This is a genomic window from Leifsonia sp. NPDC058230, assembly GCF_042882245.1.
GTDB lineage: Bacteria > Actinomycetota > Actinomycetes > Actinomycetales > Microbacteriaceae > Leifsonia.
This window is the reverse complement of sequence record NZ_JBHVWM010000001.1, coordinates 753,840-773,537: the sequence shown is the minus strand read 5'-3', so window position 1 is coordinate 773,537 and position 19,698 is coordinate 753,840. Positions and strand designations below refer to the sequence as shown.

The window sequence follows — 19,698 nt, the reverse complement described above, 5'->3', positions numbered from 1 at the left end:
GCATACTCCCCCGAGAACTAGGACGCGACTCGATGCCTCTGCCCCGCCCCCGCAGACCCCGTTTCCTTCGCGGTGCTCGCTTGCCGTCTCCTGTCGAAGCGCCGGTGCTGCACACGGACCGCCTGGTCCTCCGCCCGCACCGGATGAGCGACCTGGAGCCGTGGAGCCGCATCGAGAACGACCCCAGCATCCGGCGGTTCCTGCACTGGCCGGTTCGCAACGAGCGTGAGGTGCGCGCGCACCTGAAAGATCGCACTCGCAAGACGGTGCTCTGGCAGGCCGACGATTTTCTGGCCCTCGCCGTGGAGCTCGACGGCACGGTCGTCGGTGACGTCTCGATGCACCTGCGCACCGTCGTGCCCGAGTCGCGATCGGTGGAGATGGGCTGGCTCCAGCTGCCCGAATACCGGGGCAAGGGATACGCGACCGAGGCGGCCGAGATGCTGCTCGCCTTCGCGTTCCACACGATCAGGGCCCGCTGGGTGACGGCCATCATCGACGTCGACAACGAGTCGTCCATGGCGCTCGCGCGGCGACTCGGGTTCGACCGCATCGCGCAGAGCGGGAGCAAGGTGACGTTCCTGACGACCGAGGCTCGAGCCAGTGTGGACCCGAACCGGATGCGCGACCTCCCTGCTCCGGTCGATTCGCCCTCGGAGCCGAAATGACGGACGCAGCGACCGACACCATCGACGCCGGCTCGGCATCCCCGTTCAGTCTGGCCGGCTCGACCGCGCTGGTCACCGGCGCGACCCGGGGGCTGGGTCGCGCGATCGCTCTCGACCTCGCGCGCGCCGGCGCCGATGTGGCCCTCGGGATGCGGAACCCCGACAACGACGGCGGTCTCGTCGCCGAGGTCCAGTCATTCGGGGTGCGCGCCCTTCCCCTGCGAATGGATGTGCTCGACCTGACGGGCAGCCGCGCAGCGATCGAGCAGGTCGCCACCGAACTCGGTCACCTCGACATCCTGGTGAACAACGCCGGTGGCGGGATCAGCGAACCCGCCATCGAGGTCACCGAAGAGGATTTCGACGCGGTCTGGGCGCTCAACACCCGCTCCACGTTCTTCCTGTCGCAGTACGCCGCGAAGCTGATGCGCGCATCCGGTGGCGGCTCGATCGTGAACATAGCGTCGCAGGCCGGGCTGGTCGCTCTCCCCGGGGAGGCCTCGTACTGCATCAGCAAGGCGGCCGTCGTGCACATGACCCGCTGCCTCGCCGTCGAGTGGGGCCAGTACGGCATCCGCGTCAACGCCGTGGCCCCGACGTTCATCGAGACCGACGGGACCAGCGAAGCGCTCTCCGACGAGGAGTTCAAGGCCGACACCATCGAACGGATAGCCGCGCTCCACCGCATCGGCGTTCCCACCGAGGTTTCGGGTGCTGTCACCTTCCTCAGCTCCCCCGCAGCCTCCCTGATCACGGGCCAGACGCTCGCGATCGACGGCGGATGGACCGCCCGCTGAGCGAGTCGCAGAAGCGGGCCTTGGTTCTCGCCGGCGCCGGAGCGGCGGGGAACGCCTGGGAGCTCGGCCTGATCGCCGGCCTGGCCGAAGCCGGGGTCGACGTGACCGAGGCGGATGTCATCATCGGGACGTCGGCCGGATCGACCGTGGCCGCCCAGATCACCAGCGGGACGCGGCCGGCCGACCTGTATGCCGCGATCCTCGCGGAGCAGCCTCAGCCACGTCCCGGCGTCACAGGGTCGGGCGGGCGACCCGCCCCGCATCTCTCGGGGGCGACCTACCTGGAGTGGTCGAACGGGATCATCGGTTCTGCCGAGGATGCGCCCGACATGCGCCGCCGGATGGGCGCTGCGGCGCTCGAAATGGACGCTTCCGACGGCTCGGGGCAGACCCGCTGGCGCGACATCGTCGCGGCGCGGCTTCCGAGCCACGACTGGCCGCAACAGGCGGTGCTCATCGCGGCTGTCGACGCGCTGACCGGGGAACCGGTGGTGTTCGACCGCCACAGTGGAATCGACCTGGTGGACGCCGTCGCGGCCAGCACCAGCAACGGCTTCGGCGGGCCGTACAGCATCGGCGACAACCGGTACATCAACGGCGGCTACCGACGCAGCGAGAACGCCGACCTGGCTGCGGGATACGAGCGGGTGCTGGTGCTGTCGCCATTCAGCGGCAGATCGCGGATGCCGCGGGAGTGGGGCATGGACCTCGCGACCCAGGTCTCCGAGTTGCGCGCGGGCGGCAGCACTGTGGAGACCGTCTTCCCCGACAGCGGCGCGGGTGACGTGTTCGACGCCAATGCGCTGGATCCGTCGACGCGACGACAGGCCGCGCGGGGCGGCTACGATCAGGGCCGCGCCCTCGCGGAGCAGCTCGCCCCGTTCTGGCGCTAGGCGACGCGGCCTTCCAGGGCGGCGAGGGCCGTGCGGTTGGTGTCGTAGATCGCCACCCCGTCGATGAGTTCGAGGTGCTCCATCCGCTCCCGGAGGCCCGGGCGGAGTCTGCTCAGTCCGAGGTCCGCCTTGTTGTCGCCGAGCCAGGTGCGCACCGAGCGGAACGATTCCGCGCCGGTGACGTCCACATCCGTCACCGCCTCCATGTCGAGCACGACGTGCTGCGCCGACGTCGCCCGCACCGCGCGTTTGACGGCCTGCTCGAACACGGCGCTGTTCGCGAAGAAGAGCGGGGCGGCGAGCCGGATCACGACGACGCCGGGCACGGTCGGGTCGCCGGGCTCGGCAGCATCAAGGAGCGACGAATCGGGGTTGCCGTCGGCCGCGAGCGTGTCGATGGCGGGGTTGGCAGCCCGCCGGGTGACATTGATGACGGAGAGCACGAACGCGATCACGATGCCCGCGATCGGTCCGAGCAGCAGCGCGCCGAGAAAGCAGACGGCAGCGATCACGAACTCGAACCTGTCCTGCCGCCACAGCGAGACGAGGTCGGGGATTCCGAGCAGTGGCACCACGGCGACGGCCACGATCGCACCGATGGCCGGAGAGGGGATGTGCTCGAGGAGCGCCGTACCGAAGGCGAGGAGAGCGAGGGTGCCGACGGCTGTGATGAGGCTCGGGAGCTGCGTGCGCGATCCGGACTGGTCCATGGCCGCGGTGCGGGACGTCGAGGAGCCGACGGTGAAACCGCCCGTGACACCGGCGCCGAGGTTGGCGACGCCGAAGGCGAAGAGGTCGCGATTCGGGCTGGTGCGGTATCCGCGCTTCTCACCGTAGGAACGGGAGACCAGCAGCCCCTCCCCCATGGTTACCAGGGTCAGAGCGATGGCCGAGGGGATGAGCGCCAACCAGGTCGTCCAGTCGATGACCGGCCAGGTGAGCTTCGGCGGCCCGGACTCCACCTTGCCGAGAACGTCGACGCCGCCCTTTTCGGCTCCGGAGAGCACGACGACCACGGTCGCGACGATCAGCACGACGAGGGCCCACGGTACAGCGCGCGCGAACCGCCGGCCGACCAGCAGGACGACGAGCGAGCCGGCTGCGATCAGGAGCGACCAGACGTTGAGCGTGGCCAGCCCGGAGAACAGCCCGACGACTTTGTCGACGAACTCGCCACCGCTGTCGATCTTCACGCCGAGCATCTTGGCGACCTGACTGACCAGGATGTCGAGGGCGAGCCCGCCGACGAAGCCGACGAGGATGGGCTTCGACAGGAAATTGGCGAGGAACCCGAGCTTGAAGAAGGCGCACAACAGGAACAGGACGCCGCCGATGAGCGCCTGTGCGAGCGCGAGTGTGATGTAGTCCTTGCCGCCCGCTACGGCGAGACCACCGAGCGACGAGGCGACCAGTGCGGCGGCGGCGGCATCCGGTGAGGCGACGAGCTGCCTCGAAGACACCGTCAGCGCGTACAGGATGCTCGGCACGACGAGCGCATAGAGGCCGGCGGTCGCCGGGAGCCCCGCGATCTGGGCGTAGCCGATGTTCAGGGGAACGGCGATCGCGAGCAGAGTGACGCCGGCGAGCACCTCGCGCGACGCGTTCCGGCGGTTCAGGCCGGCCAACGGCCGGAACCCGGCACGCCGGACCGGCGCCGCCTCCGCGGGCGGCGCCGGAGAACCGGCGTGGGGCGCGCTCACGTCACGTCAATCGACGTGCGCGGTCAGGCGCTGGGTGTCGCGGTTCCCGGAGCGGCCGGGCTCGGTGCTGCGCCGTCGTGGGCGAGAGCGCGCGCCTTGAGGTGGGCGAACTCGTCCGGGGTGATGGTTCCGTTGTCGAGCAGCGTCTTGGCCTTGGCGATCTCGTCGGCCGGGCTGGCCGTTGCGACGCTTCGGATGTACGTGTCGGTCGCCTGCTGAACCTGCCTGGCCTCCTTCTGGCTGCGCTCGGCCATCCCCGGACCGCGAGCGATCAGATAGACCAATGCGGTGAGGAACGGCACGAAGATCAGGAAGAGGATCCACAGCGCCTTCCACCAGCCGTTCAGCTTGTGGTCGCGGAACAGGTCGCCGATGATCGCGAACAGAGCGAAGAGATACGCGATGAACGCGAAGCTCCAGAAGAAGAGCCAGATGATGTTCCAGAAGTTGTCCCACATGATGAATTGCCCTCCTCGTCCCGGCTCGCGGATGAGCCTGGGCGTGCGCTGAATGTATCGCCCCCAGGCGGGTGACGTCTACACCCTGTTGCTTTCGGCGTCGGCTGGGCTAGGGTCGGCAGCGAAGCGGATCCCGGTGCGTTGGCTCGACGCGATTCTGGCGCCGCGCCACGCTTCGATGGATCCGCTTCGCTCCTGTGGTGCCTGAAAGCAAACGACGGAGGGGTCAGCGCATGGCGAACGGGCAGGATTCAGTACAGCGGTCGACACTACCCATTCCCGACCTGGCATATACCGGTGTGGTCACCTATGACGCCACCGATCCGGACACGAGCTACCCGCCGATCACGAAGCTCCTGCCGCCCGAGGGGGCGCCGAATGTGCTGGTGATCCTGATCGACGATGTGGGGTTCGGCGCGTCGAGCGCCTTCGGGGGGCCGGTGAGCACGCCGAACTTCGAGCGCGTCGCCTCCGCTGGGCTCAAGTACACGCGATTCCACACGACGGCGCTGTGCTCCCCGACGCGGGCGGCCCTGCTCTCCGGGCGCAATCATCACTCGGTCGGGATGGGCGGCATCACCGAGATCGCGACAAGCGCTCCGGGCTACAACTCCCTGCGGCCCAACAACTGCGCCCCGCTCGCCGAGACGCTCCGACTCAACGGGTACAGCACCGCCCAGTTCGGCAAGTGCCATGAGGTGCCCGTCTGGGAGACGAGCGCGGTCGGCCCGTTCGATCACTGGCCGACGCCCGGCGGGGGTTTCGAGTACTTCTACGGCTTCATCGGCGGCGAGACCAACCAGTGGTATCCGGCGATCTACGAGGGCACCAGCGCGGTCGAGCCGTGGGGAACCCCTGAAGAGGGTTACCACTTCCTCGACGACATGACTCAGAAGGCGATCGTCTGGACCAAGCAGCAGAAGTCGCTCGCACCCGACAAGCCCTTCTTCACCTATTTCGCACCCGGGGCGACACACGCACCGCACCACGTTCCCCCGGAGTGGGCCGACAAGTACACAGGCAAGTTCGATCAGGGTTGGGATGCGCTGCGCGAGGAGACCTTCGCCCGCCAGAAGGCGCTGGGGGTCGTCCCCGAGGGGTCGACGCTCACGACCCGCAGCGACGGCATCCCCGCCTGGGATGAGATGAGCGACGAGATCAAGCCCGTGCTGTCCCGCGAGATGGAGGTCTACGCGGGCTACCTCGAATACGCCGATTACCACGTCGGCCTCCTGCTTGACGCCCTCGAGGAGATCGGTGAGCTCGACGACACCCTGGTGTACGTGATCATCGGCGACAACGGCGCCTCAGCGGAGGGCACGATGACCGGAACGACCAACGAGGCGTTCACGATCAACCATATGAGCGAGCTCGAAGACGACGCATACAAGATCGCCCACAAGGACGACCTGGGGACCCCTCGCTCGTACAACCACTATGCGATCGGCTGGGCTCATGCGATGGACACTCCGTACCAGTGGACCAAGCAGGTCGCCTCGCACTGGGGCGGCACCCGCAACGGCACGATCGTCTCGTGGCCGAACGGCATCGCGGCTCGCGGGGAGATCCGCAACCAGTTCGCTCATGTCATCGATGTGGCGCCGACCGTGCTGTCCGCCGCGGGCATCCCGGAGCCGTCGACCGTCAACGGTGTGACGCAGCGGCCCTACGAGGGCACAGCCATGAACTACAGCTTCGATTCGGCGGATGCGGACGAACAGCACACGACGCAGTACTTCGAGATGCTGGGCAACCGGGCGATCTTCCACAAGGGCTGGACGGCCGTGGCGATCCACAAGAAGCCGTGGCTGGGCTCGGACCGCGGACTCGACGATGATGTGTGGGAGCTCTACAACGTCGAGGAGGACTGGACGCAGTCGCACGATCTGGCCGCCGACGAGCCCGAACGGCTGGCCGAGCTGCAGCGGCTGTTCCTCATCCAGGCGGCCCGGTTCAACGTGCTGCCGATGGACATCCGCTCGGCGGAGAGGTTCGACGCCGACCTGGCCGGCCGACCGCAGCTCGTTCAGGGGAACTCGCAGACGTTCTACCCCGGGATGAAACGGCTGAGCGAGAACTCGGTGGTCAACGTGAAGAACAAGTCGTTCACGGTGACCGGGTCGGTCACCATTCCCGAAAGCAGCGCGAGCGGAGTGCTGATCGCGCAGGGCGGCACCTACGGCGGGTGGTCGTTCTATCTGAACGACGGCGCGCTCGCGTTCGCCTACAACGTCATGGGGATCACGACGTACTTCGTGAGATCGGATGAGCCGATCCCGCCAGGAGACCACGAGCTCGCCGCCCACTTCACCTACGACGGCGGCGGAGTCGGACGAGGCGGCGCGGTGACCCTCACCGACGGCGAGACCGTCATCGCCGAGGGCCGCGTCGAGCGCACTCTGCCGTTCTTCTTCTCGATGGACGAGACGGTCGACATCGGGGAAGACCTCGCAACCCCGGTGTCGAGCGACTACGGCCCGACCGGCAATGCGTTCACCGGCACGATCAGGTGGGTTCGAATCGATATCGGCGACGATCACCACGACCACCTCATCGACCCGAACCATCTGATGAACATCGCGATGACGAGGCAGTAACGGGCTCCGCGTGACGACGACGGCGACGGGAGGGCGGCGCAGCTGGTTGCTGCCCACCCTGGCCGGGTACCAGCGTTCTTGGCTCGGGCGCGACATCCTCGCCGGCGTCTCCGCGGGCGCCGTGGTGATCCCGCAGGCGATGGCGTACGCGACCATCGCGAACCTGCCCGTGCAGGCCGGGCTCTACACCTGCGTGGTGCCGATGCTCGTGTACGCGCTGCTCGGCGGATCCCGGGCGATGAGCGTGTCGACCACCTCGACGATCGCCACGTTGACCGCGACCACGCTGGTGTCGGTGGGGGTGGTCGCAAGCTCGAACGACATCCCGAGCGATCTGATCACCCTCACCCTGCTCGTCGGGGCGATTCTGCTGCTCGCGAGGCTGCTCCGGCTCGGGTCGCTCGTTGAGATCATCAACCGGCCGACACTGATCGGCATCCAGGTCGGCGTCGGCACCACCGTTGCGATCGGGCAGCTGCCGAAACTGCTCGGAGAGACCGACAACCCGACAGGCAGCGGCTTCATCCGTTCGCTGGTCGCGGTCATCCAGGCCGTGCCGTCGGCGAACCTGCCGACGGTGATCCTCTCGGTGTGCTCGGTGCTGGCGCTCTTCCTGTTCAAGCGGTTCCTGCCACGAGTGCCGGGACCGTTGATCGTGGTCGGGGTCGGGATCGTCCTCGTGGCCGTCGGAGTGTTCACCGGATCGGGAGTGCAGTTGATCGCGCCGGTCGAGCAGGCGTTCCCCATCCCGGTGCTGCCGAGCTTCGACAACGTGCCCGGACTGCTGCCAGGGGCTTTCGCGATCGCGGTGATGGCCTTCCTGGAGTCGGCCGCCGTTGCCCGGGGCATCCGGGAGCCGGGTGAGCGGGCGATCGACAGCAATCAGGAGTTGCTCGCCACCGCGGCGGCGAACGTCGTCGGCGGCTTCTACCAGACCCTGCCGGCCGCGGGCGGCTTCTCGCAGAGCGCGGTGAACAAGGGCGCCGGTGCACGATCGCAGGTGGCGGGACTCGTGACCGTTGCGCTGGCGCTCGTCGCCGGGCTCTTTCTCGGGCCCGTGCTGAGCCTGCTTCCCCAGGCGACGCTCGCCTCGCTCGTCTTCGTGGCCGTGTTCGGACTGATCGACGTGCGCGCGATCGCCCAACTGTGGCGCATCAGCAAGCGCGACTTCTGGGTGGCGGTGGTCACCTCGGTGATCGGGTTGACGGCCGGTCTGCTCGTGGCGGTGGGCGCCGGCGTGGTGCTGACCCTCATCCTGGTGCTCTCGGCATTGAACAAGCCACGGGTGGGGGTGAGCGATCCGGTGGACGGGGTGCTCACGGTCAGCCTGCTCGGGCCGCTCTACACGGCGAACGTGCTGTCGACCGAGCAGGCGATCCTCGCCTACGCGGACTCGGTCGAGGGTCTTCGGGTGCTGGTGCTGGACATGTCGGTGATCCAGGAGACATCGGTGACCGTGCTCGACACCCTCGCCGATCTCGACCGGGAGCTGGCAGGGCTCGGGGTGGAGTTCCGGCTGACGCGACTGCCGGCCGGGGCGCTGAGGGTCGCCGAGAAGACCGAGTGGTTTCGCGGGCTGGATGCGGCCGGGCGCGTGAGCTAGCTGAGGTGGTCCTCGAGCCAGTCGAACATGCGCTGGTCGACGAGGGAGCGGGCCAGGGGCTCGCAGTGCAGGTTGGCCCCCTCGGCGGCCGCGAACGGGACGACGGTGGAGACGGATGGGGTCAGCTCGGCGAGCTTGCGCGACTGGCCGGGCCAGAACTGCTCGCCCTCGGGATCGGTGATGAGGAGCGGCGTCTTGATGGAGGAGGCGACATTGTCCAGGCGGTAGTTGAGCACGGCTTTGATCGTCTCGAAGTAGCCGTCGGTCTTGTACGGTCGGGCGCGGAAGCTCCAGGTGCGGGAGAGGTCGGGTGAGAACTTGAGGGCGAGCTCCATATCGCGGTCGAACTTCTCACGCTCGCCGTCGGCGAGGAGCTTCATCATGCTCTTGGGGAGGTGGCTCGTCCACGAGGTGGACACATCCACGACGCCCGGATCGACGACGGCCGCCGCAATGCGGTGCTCGAAGGCGAGCGCCCGGGGCACCCAGTAGCCGGCCTGGCTGGCGCCGTACAGGGCGATCTTGTTGCGGTCGACGTCGTCGCGACCGAGGAGATAGTCCACGATCGGCGTGATGACCGCCTCCCAGTCGTGGCGGAAGGGCACGCCCCGTTCGAACAGCATGGACTGCTGGCCGGGCCCGTCGAACATGAGCACGTTGTAGCCGCGTACCAGCGCTGCAGCACCTCCGAAGGCCCACATCGAGCTGATCGGGCCGTCACTGCCGTTGTTCATGATGAGCGTCCGGCCGGCCTGGGCGCCGCCCCAAGGCCGGAAGAAGTATCCGGGCAGATCGCTTCCCTCGTACGGGATGTTCACGCGCGCGATGGACACCGGCGTGGTGTCGATGAAGCGGTCCCAGGCGGCGCGGTGGGCGCGGAAGGTCGGGAGCAATGCATCCGGCGACGGCAGGGAGGCCACCGCGTTCAGCGCGACGCCGAGATAGGTGGAGGCACGGAGGTAGGAGCGGGAGGCGCTGATGTCGTGGCCGGCGGCCGCCTGGTCCACGGCCTGGTCGCGCACGCGGGCGCCGAGGTCGGACCAGGCGTTGAACCAGGCCTCGTGGTCGTGTTCCCCCACTGACTCGACGGCAGCGAGCACCTCGCCGACATCGGCCGCGCCGGAGAACGAGTGACCCAGCACGATCCTCAGGTCGTAATCGAAATCCTGATTGTGGAAGAACCCGTCGATGAACGGGCCGTGCGAGTGGTGCAGGGTTGTGCCGAGAGCCATTTCGGGCCTCCTTGGACGGACACTGTGGAGCCGAGCCTAGTCGTGCGGGGCCGAAGACACCACGGGTCTCCTGCGGCGCAGCGCGGTCTCGCACCAGAGGTAGAAGGCCGCGTAGACGACGAAGGAGACGGCGATCCCGATGACGAACATGGGCGTCGACGGCCGCGTCCAGTCGAGGTCGCCGTTCCGGATGGCGAGGGCGCCGGCGATGAAGACGAGGCTCGCCAGCTGGGCTTGGAACATTTGACGGAAGGCGCTCCAGCGGGAGTCGCCGAGCATCCAGACGTTCACCAGTCCGGGCAGTGTCAGGATGGCGCCGCACACGCGCGCGGTGAGCGGCGTCAGCGGCCAGGCCCAGACGTCGATCGCCACCTGCGGCACGACGAACAGGAAGATCCCGGTGGCCAGCGCTGCGAGCCCGACCACGGCGAGCAGGATGCGCATGAACGTCGGGATGCGCACATCCCGCTCCTCGGGCGTGCGCGGGTCGGCCGGCGCGTTGGCGATCATGGCGGCGAAGACGAGGAACGGCGTCACGATGTAGAGCGTGATCCACACGATGAACGAGATATGCCCGAAATGGAATTTGTCGAGGTGGATGAAGGTCGAGATGGCGAGGAGGGTGGCGAAGACGAATACCGCCGGGAACCCGTACCGAACGTGGTGCCAGCGGTTCGGGCGAACGACTTGCACGAAGAACCAGATGCCGCCGGCATAGGCGGAGGCAAGGAACATGGCCGTCAGCGGAGGGTTGATCGTCCACGCGAACAGCTCGTCGGTGCGCGTGGGGAACCCGTACAGGAGGACGAACGCGGCCACCAGGAACGGGACGATGATGACGCCGACCCAGCGGGTGTACAAGAGGATGCGGTCGTCGGCTCTCATACGGGGTCGCCTGCCTGTTCCTCCGCGGGCGGCTCCGGCTGAGCGGGCGGTTCCGGCTGCGTGGGTGGCGCGGGCGGCGCCAGCGCTTCGGCGACCGCCTCGTCGACGGTGAGCTCGCGGCCCGCGGCGATCGCCGCGTCCAGCGCCTCCCTCGCTCCCGATGCGGCCAGCTGGTCGACATACGATTCGTGGAACGTGAATGCGGGGGCGTTGTACAGGCCACTGCGTTCGCGCAGCACCCGGGCGGCACCGGTGAGCCTGCCGGCCCGCTCGACCTGACCGGACACCGCGGCGACGGCGACCAGCCCCTCGAGCCCGTAGGCGACGCCCTCGACATGGCCGAGGCTCGCCGACTGGATGACGCACTGCGTGAAGTCGGCAGCGGCCTCGGGGACATGGCCGAGCAGAAGCCACGCCCAGCCGAGGTGGTGTACCGCGATCGCCTCGCCGAGACTGTCTCCTCCCCGACGGGTGAGAGCAAGACTCTCCTCGAAGCGATTGAGGGCGCCCTGCACCTTCTGGCGCAGCAGCGCGACCCGGCCGAGCATGACGAGGGCCATCGACTCGCCCCAGTGATCGTTGCTCTCGCGGAACAGGCCGAGGCTGCGTTCCATCGCGTCGTCGGCCCGCTCGGTGTCGGGCTCGGGCGCGGCCAGCAGCGCCAGCGCGAGCGAGATCAGCGCCAGCGCCTCACCGGACTTCTCGCCTTCCCGCTGGAAGAGCTCCGCGCTCTCGGAGAGGCCGGCGACGACCTGGCCGTCGGGATCCTTCCAGAACGTGATGGCGCAGGTGAAGTAGAGCGCGGTGGCCCGGGTGAGATCGCTGAGCTGATCACCGGATGCGAGCGGCTTCTCCATCCAGTCGCGCACCTCGCTGAGCAGGCCGTCGACCCACCAATAGACGAAGAGCGCCCAGGCGAGGTGGGCTGCGCGGTCCCAGTCGCGCCCGTCGAGCAGGAAACGTTCGGCGGCACGCAGGTTGTCGCGTTCGTCCCCGAGTCGTTTCACCCACTCGCGCTGCCGGTCCCCCTCCAGCTCCAGTTCGACGCGATCGCCCAAGTGGATGAAGTACCGGGCATGGGCGTCCCGAACCCGATCGAGCTCACCGATCGTCTCGAGCTGTTCGATCGCGTACTCGCGCACGACCGACAGCATGGAGAATCGTGGACGATCGGCGGTGTCGTGCTGGCTGACCAGGCTGTTGTCCACCAGCACGGAGAGTTCCGCGAGAACGTCGCCGGCGGCCGGATCGCCGTCGCCCCCGACGAACTCCGCAGCTTCGAGGGTGAAGCCGCCCTCGAAGACGCCCAGCCTCGCGAGGAGACGCTTCTCCCGGTCGTCGAGCAGCTGCGTGCTCCACTCGATGGTGCTGCGCAGGGTCTGCTGACGCTGCGGGAGGTCGCGCGATCCGCCGACCAGCAGGCTGAGGCGGCGGTCGAGCCGGTCGAGCAATGCGGCGGGAGAGAGTACCCGGATGCGCGCCGCGGCCAGCTCGATCGCGAGCGGAACGCCGTCCACCGCCGCGCACACGGCCGCGACGGCCCCGGCATTCTCCGACGTGATCTCGAAGTCCGGCTTGACCGCGTGCGCCCGCTCGACGAACAGGGCCACCGAGGAGGCCTCCGCCAGCGGACCCACTTCATAGCTCTGCTCTCCACCGACGCGCAGCAGGGAGCGGCTGGTGACCAGCACGGCCAGGCCGGGTGCGGCCGCGAGCAGCGTCGTCAGGATCGGGGCCGCATCCAGCACCTGTTCGAAGTTGTCGAGCACGAGCAGCACTCCGCGGTCGCCCAGGGCGGTGACCACCTTGTCGATGATCGGAGCCTCGCCCGTGTCACGGACTCCCAGGGCCTGCGCGATGGAGTTCGGAACGCGGGCCGGGTCGTGGACGGCGGAGAGGTCGACGAAGACGGCGCCGTCGGCGAATGCGGGGCTGGCAGCACGCGCCGAAGCGATGGCCAGGCGGCTCTTGCCGATGCCGCCGGGGCCGGTGAGGGTGACGAGGCGTGTGCCCGATTCGAGCATCCGCCTGATCGTCGCCAGATCGCGGTCGCGGCCGATCAGCTCGGTGAGCGGAACTGGGACGCGCACCGCTTCGAGCACCGGGGCCGTGCTGGGCGGGCTGGTCAGCGGGGACAGGTTCCGGCTCTGGTCGAATCGCTCGGCGAGCAGCGTCGCCAGATCGGATTCGACGAGGGCGCCCAGCTCTTCTGCGGTCTCGAAGTACTTGAACGCTGCACGGTCGTCGTCGCGGATGCGGTCGAGCAGCTCGGTGAGTCGCGGCTCACGGTTCTCGGCCGGGCCCTTGATGTAGAGCAGGCGGGGAAGCTCGGGCGGGCACAGGTTGTACTCGTCCTCAAGGCCGGACACCGATTCGTCGGGCGCGACCCAGCCGTATCGCTCCCAGTAGAGTCCGACGAACACGTCGCTCTGGTCGAGATACGCGCGGTACAGCTCGCGCGGCGGATGCGGGCGGGCGCCGAGCTCGAACATCACCGGCGCGAGGTGCAGGCGCTCTATAGCAGCCCGCGTCGTCCGGCGTTCGGGGGCGAGCTCTTTGAGGGTTGAACTGACGAAGATCCGCAATCGCTGATCCGGCGTGCGGATGGTATGAGCTGTGCTCATGCTTTGCATTCTAAGGTTTGCGGCACCGAGTCGTCGAAAATCGACCTTCGCGGGCTGCGCGAAGGTCGATTTGCCGCGACCGGAAGCAGCTTGGCCCCTATGCTGTGGCCATGAGCACGAAGAGCAAGCAGGGGCCGCACCGTGAGACCACGCTGCACGTGGGCGTCGGTCGAGGCCATTGGGGGGCCCTCGCCGGCCTCATCGTCGCCGTTCTGATCGCCTACCCGCTGTCGGCGTGCATCGCGTTCGCCACGCATCCGGGCACCCAGAAGCTCTTCGGAGGGCGCCTCGAATCCGCCTCGCAGGCAGGATTCCAGGCGTTCTGGTGGATCCTCGCCTTGCTGTGCCTCGCGCTGCCGTTCATCGTCGGCTTCGGCATCGCCAAGCTCTCGACGCGCACTCTGACCATTGTCGGCGGGATCGTCGTCGTATTCCTGATCCTGGTGATCGTGCTCGGTCAGATCTTCGTCTTCTAGACGCTGCACTGCTTCGGGTTACCCGCGCCTGCGGCCGCTAGCGGCCGCTCTCCCGCGCATCCCGAATCGCCTGCAGGTCGCTGTAAGCGCGCGCGCTCTCGCGCGTGACCCTGCCGCCGCGGGCTTGCACCGCCGCGGGCAGCCACTCGCTCAGGGTGAAGTGGCGACCACGCGGGCTTCGCTCGACGGCAGTGCCGCGGCTCCGCTCCACTCGGGCGACCCACCCGTGTTCCATTCCCTGTACCCAGTTTGCATTAGCCATGTCCTATACATTACGAAGGAAAAGATTCGGCCACGAGATGGCCTTGGGTCTATCTTCGTAAAAATTCGGCCAGTACACTGTCGGCATGCTGCATTCGGTAGCGGTACCCCTCATCGACGACTTCGCCATGTTCGAATTCGGGGTGGTGTGCGAAGTCTTCGGGCTCGACCGCAGCTACGCCGGGCTCGCACCGTTCGACTTTCGCGTCTGCGGGATCGAGCCGGGTGTTCCGCTGACGAATCCCACGGGGGCGGCGGTCATCACGCCGTTCGGGCTGGAGGCGATGGAAGACGCGGACCTCATCGCGGTGCCGGCTGCGCGCATCCGTGACGACTACCCGGAAGAACTGCTCGAAGCGCTCCGGCGGGCGGATGCCCGTGGCGCGATCCTGCTGAGCGTGTGCTCGGGCGCCTTCATTCTCGGCGCCGCCGGGCTGCTCGACGGGCGCGACTGCACGACGCACTGGCGGTACGCGGATGCGCTGGCCAAGCGCTACCCGAACGCGCGGGTGAACCCCGACGTGCTGTTCGTCGACGACGGGAACCTCATCACGAGCGCAGGAACGTCCGCAGGGATCGATGCAAGCCTGCACGTCGTGCGCCGCGAGCTCGGCAGCGCATTCGCCAACACCATCGCGCGCAACATGGTCGTTCCGCCGCAGCGCGACGGCGGGCAGCGGCAGTTCATCGAGCGGCCGATCAGCGACTGCACCGACGACACGTTCAGTGAGCTGATCGACGATCTCGCACTGCACCTCGACGAGCCCCACACGGTATCCGGGCTCGCCTCGCGCGTGCACATGTCGACGCGCAGCTTCTCCCGCCGGTTCGTGGCCGAGACCGGGGTCTCGCCCATGCAGTGGCTGACACGGCAGCGCATCCTGCACGCCCGGCTGCTGCTCGAGACGACGGAGCTGTCGATCGACGAGGTCGCGGCGCAGTGCGGGTTCGCCAGCGCGACCCTCTTCCGTCATCACTTCGACCAGGAGGTCGGGGTCGCCCCCACCCGGTACCGTCGGTCGTTCGCCAGCGCACCCCAGCTCGCCTGACGCGCGCGCCTCTCCGCCGCCCGGCCCGCCCTCCGAGGTGCCCACCCCTCCCCTGGCCCCAGGCGCCGAGAACGCAGTTGTTACCGTTTGAAGCGTTTCAGAATGGTAGAAACTGCGTTCTCGATGGCGTAAGTGGCGGGCGCGAGAGGCGCGAGCACGCAGGGCGCTACTCGGCGAGGTTGTCGCTGATGGCGTCGAGGGCGAGCGTCTTGGCGCGCGTGGCGGCATCGCCGAGGCGGTGGGTGACCGCGGCGACGAGCCCCTCGATCAGAATGGCCTGCGGCAGACGCGACGCGAGAGTGATCTCATCGCGGAAGGTCAGGTCTGGCATCGTCACTACGAGGCTGATGCCGGCCGCCTGGGCGATGGGGCTGCGGGCGAACGCCGTGACCGCGATCACCGTGGCGCCAGCGGCGGTGGCCGCGTCGACCGTGCGCAGGGTGGAGGCGTTCGAGCCGCTGCCGCTGATGACGAGCACCGCATCCTCTTCGCCGAGCAGGCGGGCGGTAATCTGCTGGCCGATGACGTCGAGTGGGGCCTCGGATGCGCGGCCGACGCTCGTGAGGCGCGCCGCAGCGTCGAGCGCGAGAGGCGCCGAGAGCCCGTTGCCGATCGCGACCACGCGCCGCGCGACCGCGAGCACTTCGACCGCGCGCTGAACCGCGTCGGCGTCGAGAAGCGCGAGCATGTCGCCGACCCGGTCGGCCAGGTGGGTGAAGGTCTGCGCGACGATGCCGGCCGCCCCGTCCGGAGCAGGCGCCTGCTCGGCGGGGCGGTACCCGGCATCGCGTGCCAGCAGCACCCGAAGCTGCTGGTATCCGGTGAAACCGAGGCTCTGGCACGTCCTGACGACGGTGGCGCGGGACGCGCCGGCCAGCTCGGCCACCTGCTGTGAGCTCAGCTCGACGATCTCGCTGGATCGTTCGAGGAGCACGGCTGCGACGGCCTGCTCGGTGGGGAGCAGGGAGGGAAGGAGGGAGCGGATGGTCGCGATGACCTCGCCCGGACGCCGCTCGGTCATGCGCTCGGCCCGGCCGCGGCGGCGATCCGCTCCACCTCGGCGGCGTCGAGGTCGAAGATCTCGGTGCCGTCCTCCGGGCCGGGCGCCGCGATGAACACCACACGCGGATCGCCCTGCACGGGGAGGTCGACGACGGCGAAGCCGGAGCCGACGGTCGCCCGTTCGGTTCCGGCAGCAGCGATGGCGTCTGAGGTGTTCGCCACCCCGGGAGCGACGACGACGGGGATCCCGGCCGTCTCGGCGACGAGGGCGTGGTGATAATGACCGGCGAGCACGAGCCGAACGTCTCCGGAGGCGCAGACGTCGAGCAGGTCGCCGGGGTTCTGAAGTTCGAGCGCGGCCAGCAGAGCGCTCGACGCCGGAACCGGCGGATGGTGCACCACTACGACGGTGCCGTGCACCGCCGGCTCGGCGAGGATGTCGTGCAGCACGTCGAGCTGCCCGGCGTCGATGTTGCCGTAGCCGGCGCCGGGCACCGAACTGTCGATCGCGACGATGCGGAAGCCGTTCACCTCGGTGACGACCTCGCGCGCGCCGAGCACCCGCTCGAAGCCGTCGCGCAGGTCATGGTTGCCCATCGCGTACACGACGGCCGCTCCGTGCTCGTCGGCCCATGGACCGATGCGGGACGCCAGCAGCCGGTACGATTCCGCGCTGCCGTCGTCGGACAGGTCGCCCGAGGCGACCACGGCATCCACGTGCTCGAGTTCGTTCGCGCGAGTCAGCACCCGATCGAGCGCTGCGAGCGTGTCGACCATTCCGTAGTGCAGGGTCCCGTCGCCGAAGAGGTGGGTGTCGGAGAGGTGCAGGATGCGCAGACCACGCTCGGCGGACGGGTTCGGGTGGGTCACGCACACACCCTATTCGGTCGCCCTCAGCTCGATGCCCTCGGCACGCGCACGCCGAGCCGATCGCCGCCGCAGGGCGGTCACGATCGGCAACTCCCAGCGACCCGCGATGATGCGGTGGCGCACCATTCCGGAGAGCTGGTCGATGATCATCGTGACGACGACCACGACGATCATGAGCATCCCGACCACATCCCAGATGCGGAACTGGATGTTGTCGATCAGCATCTTGCCGATACCGCCGGCACCGATCAACCCGAGGATCGCGGACGCGCGAACGTTGATCTCGAAACGGTACAGCCAGAAGGCGAGCACGTCGGGTTTGGCGTTCGGCCACACGCCCCAGCGCATGATCTGGAGGCGGGATGCGCCCGCCGCCGTCGTCGCCTCGATCGCACCCCGGTCGACCGACTCGAAGCTCTCGTAGCCCCATTTGCCGAGCGTGCCGATCGAGCCGATCGCGATGGCCAGGGCACCGGTGTACGCGGTCAGCCCGGTGACGGAGAGCATCAGCACGGCGATCACGACTTCGGGCACGGCACGCAGCACCGCGAACACCGCGCGCAACGGCCAGCGCACCACTCCCGGGGTGAGGCCGCGGGTCGCGAGCAGGCTCAGCGGAAACGACACGACGACACCGAGCACGGTGCCGAACCAGGCCATCGCGACCGAGAGCATCGTGGCGCCGAGCGCATCCGGGAGCTTGTCCCATGCCGGCGGCAGGAACATGAGGCCGAGGTAATGGGTGAGCTTCTGCGGAAGCTGCCAGAGCGCATCCCACGAGATGTCGACACCCCAGAACGCCGCGACCACGATGAGGGTGACGACCACCCAGACCACCGCCCGAATCACGTGCACGGGCTTGCGCGGACGCTCCTGCACGGGGATGCCTGCGCCCGCCCGGGTCTCCCGAACCATCGTCGTGCTCATCGCAGCAGCCTCCTCCGGGTGAACGAACTGAGCAGTTCGAGCAGCACGACGAGCACCATGATCTCGAAGATGATCATGCTCAGGTAGTGGTACTGGTAGAACGTGCGCACCTTGTCGATGAGCATTCCGAGGCCGCCCGCGCCGACCAGGCCGATGACGGTGGAGGCACGGATGTTCAGCTCGAGCACGTAGATCGTCTGCGACAGGTAGGTGGGCGCCACCTCCGGCACCATCGCGGCGCGATTGGCCTTGAACCAGGTGCCTCCGGCAGCGAGCGCCGCCTCCTGCCCACCGCGGTCGAGCCCGTCGAGCGCCTCCGAGACCAGCTTGACGAGGATGCCGACATTGAAGAGCACGAGCGCGAGGATGCCCGACAGCGCGCCCGTGCCGACGACCGTGACGAAGAGGGAGGCGTAGAGGAGGTCGGGAACGCTGCGCACGATGTTCATCACGAACCGCACGACGACGAGCACGGTGCTGTTCGGGTTCGTCGCCCGCGACGCGAGGAAGGAGACCGGCAGCGAGATGATCACACTGACCGCCGTGGCGATGACGGCCATCTGCACCGTCTGCAGCAGGGCCGGAAGCGTCTGGGGGAAGAAGCTGTAGTCGGGCTGGAAGAGCTGGATCAGAGTGTTGGATGCGTTCTGCGCGTTGGCGAACAGAGCGCCGACGTCCACCTGCACCGCGATGGCCGACCAGATCGTGATTCCGGCGATCACGACCAGCGCGACCGAGATCTTCCAGCCGGTGCGCGGCTTGATCGGCCGAGCGGCGGCGGCCACGGTCGCGGGCCGCGACGTCACCGTGGTCACGGCAGCACCGCCGGGGCGTCGAGCACGTCCTCCGCGGTGAGGGAGCGACCGTAGATCGACTCGAACACCGACTCGTCCGCATCCGCCCCGGGTCCGTCGTAGACCACCTCGCCGTTGCGCAGGCCGATCAGCCGCGATCCGTAGCGTCTGGCGAGGTCGAGGAAGTGCAGATTGACCACGACGGTGATGCCGAGGTCGGCGTTGATGCGCTGCAGGTCGCGCATCACCACGTGCGACGTAGGCGGGTCGAGGGATGCGACCGGCTCGTCGGCGAGGATCACCTTCGGCCGCTGCGCGAGCGTGCGGGCGATGGCGACGCGCTGCTGCTGCCCTCCGGAGAGCTCGGATGCGCTCTCGTACGCCTTCGACACGATCTCCACCCGCTCGAGCGCCTGCATCGCGAGCTCCACGTCGTCTTTCGACCAGGCCGCCAGCAGCGTGCGCCAGGCGGACGTGTGGTGCAGCCGGCCCATCAGCACGTTGTTGATGACCGTGGTGCGCTTGGCGAGGTTGAAGCTCTGGAACACCATCCCCACTTCGCTGCGCAAGGTGCGGAGCCGTCGCCCGCTCAGCCCGGAGAGTTCGTAGTCGCCCACCGTGATCTCGCCCGAGGTGATCGGCACCAGTCCGTTGATGGTGCGGATGAGCGTGGACTTCCCGGCGCCGGACAGCCCGACCACGGCGACCATCTCGCCGGGCTCGATCGTGAGATTCACGTCGCGCAGGCCGCTGAACCCGTTCGGGTAGGTCACCCCGACACCGTCGAAGCGGATGCCCGCTCCCGCCTGCTCGCTCGTCATCGTGCTCATTCCGTCCTCACTCCGTGTTCGTCACCGCGCCC

The 19,698-nt window shown here is 68.3% G+C and carries 18 protein-coding genes; 7 read left to right on the top strand and 11 right to left on the bottom strand.

The genetic code is table 11. The features are described from left to right. The first annotated feature begins 104 nt into the window (after positions 1–104). The 3 genes from ACFVV0_RS03895 to ACFVV0_RS03885 are packed head-to-tail and all read left to right on the top strand — an operon-like array spanning position 105 to position 2,358. Complete coding sequence (locus tag ACFVV0_RS03895; RefSeq protein WP_387058478.1) at positions 105–668, top strand: GNAT family N-acetyltransferase; 564 nt, start codon at positions 105–107, stop codon at positions 666–668. After that, positions 665–1,465, top strand: coding sequence for an SDR family NAD(P)-dependent oxidoreductase (locus ACFVV0_RS03890; protein WP_387058475.1), 801 nt, complete (start codon positions 665–667; stop codon positions 1,463–1,465). The genes ACFVV0_RS03895 and ACFVV0_RS03890 overlap by 4 nt, the downstream gene beginning before the upstream one ends. After that, complete coding sequence (locus ACFVV0_RS03885; protein ID WP_387058472.1) at positions 1,450–2,358, top strand: patatin-like phospholipase family protein; 909 nt, start codon at positions 1,450–1,452, stop codon at positions 2,356–2,358. The genes ACFVV0_RS03890 and ACFVV0_RS03885 overlap by 16 nt, the downstream gene beginning before the upstream one ends. Here ACFVV0_RS03885 and ACFVV0_RS03880 read toward each other — a convergent pair. After that, positions 2,355–4,058 (bottom strand): SulP family inorganic anion transporter, encoded by a 1,704-nt coding sequence (locus ACFVV0_RS03880; RefSeq protein ID WP_387058470.1) that lies wholly within the window; start codon positions 4,056–4,058, stop codon positions 2,355–2,357. The genes ACFVV0_RS03885 and ACFVV0_RS03880 overlap by 4 nt on opposite strands. 23 nt (positions 4,059–4,081) lie before the next feature. Then, positions 4,082–4,516, bottom strand: a complete 435-nt coding sequence (locus ACFVV0_RS03875; protein ID WP_387058467.1) for an SHOCT domain-containing protein — start codon at positions 4,514–4,516, stop codon at positions 4,082–4,084. A gap of 233 nt (positions 4,517–4,749) precedes the next feature. On the opposite strand from ACFVV0_RS03875, the gene ACFVV0_RS03870 reads away from it, so the two are divergent. Together ACFVV0_RS03870 and ACFVV0_RS03865 are read left to right on the top strand one after the other, a co-directional pair. Next, positions 4,750–7,113, top strand: coding sequence for a sulfatase-like hydrolase/transferase (locus tag ACFVV0_RS03870; RefSeq protein WP_387058464.1), 2,364 nt, complete (start codon positions 4,750–4,752; stop codon positions 7,111–7,113). A 10-nt stretch (positions 7,114–7,123) separates the two neighbouring features. After that, positions 7,124–8,716, top strand: a complete 1,593-nt coding sequence (locus ACFVV0_RS03865) for a SulP family inorganic anion transporter (protein WP_387058461.1) — start codon at positions 7,124–7,126, stop codon at positions 8,714–8,716. Here the strand turns inward: ACFVV0_RS03865 and ACFVV0_RS03860 are convergent. From ACFVV0_RS03860 to ACFVV0_RS03850, 3 genes are read right to left on the bottom strand one after another with little or no spacing between them, the layout of a single operon-like run. After that, positions 8,713–9,948: an alpha/beta hydrolase family protein gene (locus ACFVV0_RS03860; RefSeq protein ID WP_387058458.1), complete on the bottom strand. Its 1,236-nt coding sequence runs from the start codon at positions 9,946–9,948 to the stop codon at positions 8,713–8,715. The genes ACFVV0_RS03865 and ACFVV0_RS03860 overlap by 4 nt on opposite strands. Positions 9,949–9,984: 36 nt before the next feature. Next, positions 9,985–10,833, bottom strand: coding sequence for a hypothetical protein (locus tag ACFVV0_RS03855; protein ID WP_387058456.1), 849 nt, complete (start codon positions 10,831–10,833; stop codon positions 9,985–9,987). Beyond that, positions 10,830–13,457, bottom strand: coding sequence for an ATP-binding protein (locus ACFVV0_RS03850; protein WP_387058454.1), 2,628 nt, complete (start codon positions 13,455–13,457; stop codon positions 10,830–10,832). Before ACFVV0_RS03850 ends, ACFVV0_RS03855 begins: the two co-directional genes overlap by 4 nt. 110 nt (positions 13,458–13,567) lie before the next feature. Between ACFVV0_RS03850 and ACFVV0_RS03845 the strand changes: the two genes are divergently transcribed. Further along, a complete protein-coding gene (locus ACFVV0_RS03845; RefSeq protein ID WP_387058452.1) occupies positions 13,568–13,933 on the top strand; it encodes a hypothetical protein in 366 nt (121 codons plus the stop codon). Between the two features lie 37 nt (positions 13,934–13,970). Here ACFVV0_RS03845 and ACFVV0_RS03840 read toward each other — a convergent pair whose 3' ends face one another. Further along, the gene (locus ACFVV0_RS03840) at positions 13,971–14,195 is read right to left on the bottom strand and encodes a hypothetical protein (RefSeq protein ID WP_387058449.1); all 225 of its coding nucleotides are present in this window, start codon (positions 14,193–14,195) and stop codon (positions 13,971–13,973) included. An 85-nt stretch (positions 14,196–14,280) separates the two neighbouring features. Between ACFVV0_RS03840 and ACFVV0_RS03835 the strand changes: the two genes are divergently transcribed. Beyond that, positions 14,281–15,243 carry a helix-turn-helix domain-containing protein gene (locus ACFVV0_RS03835; protein ID WP_387058447.1) on the top strand — a complete coding sequence of 321 codons (963 nt, stop codon included), beginning with the start codon at positions 14,281–14,283 and terminating at the stop codon, positions 15,241–15,243. A gap of 166 nt (positions 15,244–15,409) precedes the next feature. On the opposite strand, the gene ACFVV0_RS03830 is transcribed toward ACFVV0_RS03835, so the two are convergent. From ACFVV0_RS03830 to phnC, 5 genes are read right to left on the bottom strand one after another with little or no spacing between them, the layout of a single operon-like run. Then, a complete protein-coding gene (locus ACFVV0_RS03830; protein WP_387058444.1) occupies positions 15,410–16,264 on the bottom strand; it encodes a MurR/RpiR family transcriptional regulator in 855 nt (284 codons plus the stop codon). Next, positions 16,261–17,115: a metallophosphoesterase gene (locus ACFVV0_RS03825; protein WP_387058441.1), complete on the bottom strand. Its 855-nt coding sequence runs from the start codon at positions 17,113–17,115 to the stop codon at positions 16,261–16,263. Before ACFVV0_RS03825 ends, ACFVV0_RS03830 begins: the two co-directional genes overlap by 4 nt. Positions 17,116–17,124: 9 nt before the next feature. Further along, positions 17,125–18,042, bottom strand: coding sequence for a phosphonate ABC transporter, permease protein PhnE (phnE, locus tag ACFVV0_RS03820; protein ID WP_387058438.1), 918 nt, complete (start codon positions 18,040–18,042; stop codon positions 17,125–17,127). Continuing rightward, positions 18,039–18,857 (bottom strand): phosphonate ABC transporter, permease protein PhnE, encoded by an 819-nt coding sequence (gene phnE, locus ACFVV0_RS03815; RefSeq protein ID WP_387058435.1) that lies wholly within the window; start codon positions 18,855–18,857, stop codon positions 18,039–18,041. Before phnE (ACFVV0_RS03815) ends, phnE (ACFVV0_RS03820) begins: the two co-directional genes overlap by 4 nt. Further along, positions 18,854–19,666, bottom strand: a complete 813-nt coding sequence (phnC, locus tag ACFVV0_RS03810) for a phosphonate ABC transporter ATP-binding protein (protein ID WP_387058432.1) — start codon at positions 19,664–19,666, stop codon at positions 18,854–18,856. Before phnC ends, phnE (ACFVV0_RS03815) begins: the two co-directional genes overlap by 4 nt. Positions 19,667–19,698 lie beyond the last annotated feature (32 nt).

Excerpts from the sequence above, each read along its gene's own strand:
- ACFVV0_RS03870 (WP_387058464.1), top strand. The coding sequence starts at position 4,750 with ATGGCGAACGGGCAGGATTCAGTACAGCGGTCGACACTACCCATTCCC.
- ACFVV0_RS03850 (WP_387058454.1), bottom strand. The coding sequence starts at position 13,457 with ATGAGCACAGCTCATACCATCCGCACGCCGGATCAGCGATTGCGGATC.
- ACFVV0_RS03835 (WP_387058447.1), top strand. The coding sequence starts at position 14,281 with ATGCTGCATTCGGTAGCGGTACCCCTCATCGACGACTTCGCCATGTTC.
- phnE (WP_387058438.1), bottom strand. The coding sequence starts at position 18,042 with ATGAGCACGACGATGGTTCGGGAGACCCGGGCGGGCGCAGGCATCCCC.
- ACFVV0_RS03855 (WP_387058456.1), bottom strand. The coding sequence starts at position 10,833 with ATGAGAGCCGACGACCGCATCCTCTTGTACACCCGCTGGGTCGGCGTC.
- ACFVV0_RS03860 (WP_387058458.1), bottom strand. The coding sequence starts at position 9,948 with ATGGCTCTCGGCACAACCCTGCACCACTCGCACGGCCCGTTCATCGAC.
- ACFVV0_RS03885 (WP_387058472.1), top strand. The coding sequence starts at position 1,450 with ATGGACCGCCCGCTGAGCGAGTCGCAGAAGCGGGCCTTGGTTCTCGCC.
- ACFVV0_RS03875 (WP_387058467.1), bottom strand. The coding sequence starts at position 4,516 with ATGTGGGACAACTTCTGGAACATCATCTGGCTCTTCTTCTGGAGCTTC.
- ACFVV0_RS03890 (WP_387058475.1), top strand. The coding sequence starts at position 665 with ATGACGGACGCAGCGACCGACACCATCGACGCCGGCTCGGCATCCCCG.
- phnC (WP_387058432.1), bottom strand. The coding sequence starts at position 19,666 with ATGAGCACGATGACGAGCGAGCAGGCGGGAGCGGGCATCCGCTTCGAC.
- ACFVV0_RS03830 (WP_387058444.1), bottom strand. The coding sequence starts at position 16,264 with ATGACCGAGCGGCGTCCGGGCGAGGTCATCGCGACCATCCGCTCCCTC.
- ACFVV0_RS03840 (WP_387058449.1), bottom strand. The coding sequence starts at position 14,195 with ATGGCTAATGCAAACTGGGTACAGGGAATGGAACACGGGTGGGTCGCC.
- ACFVV0_RS03845 (WP_387058452.1), top strand. The coding sequence starts at position 13,568 with ATGAGCACGAAGAGCAAGCAGGGGCCGCACCGTGAGACCACGCTGCAC.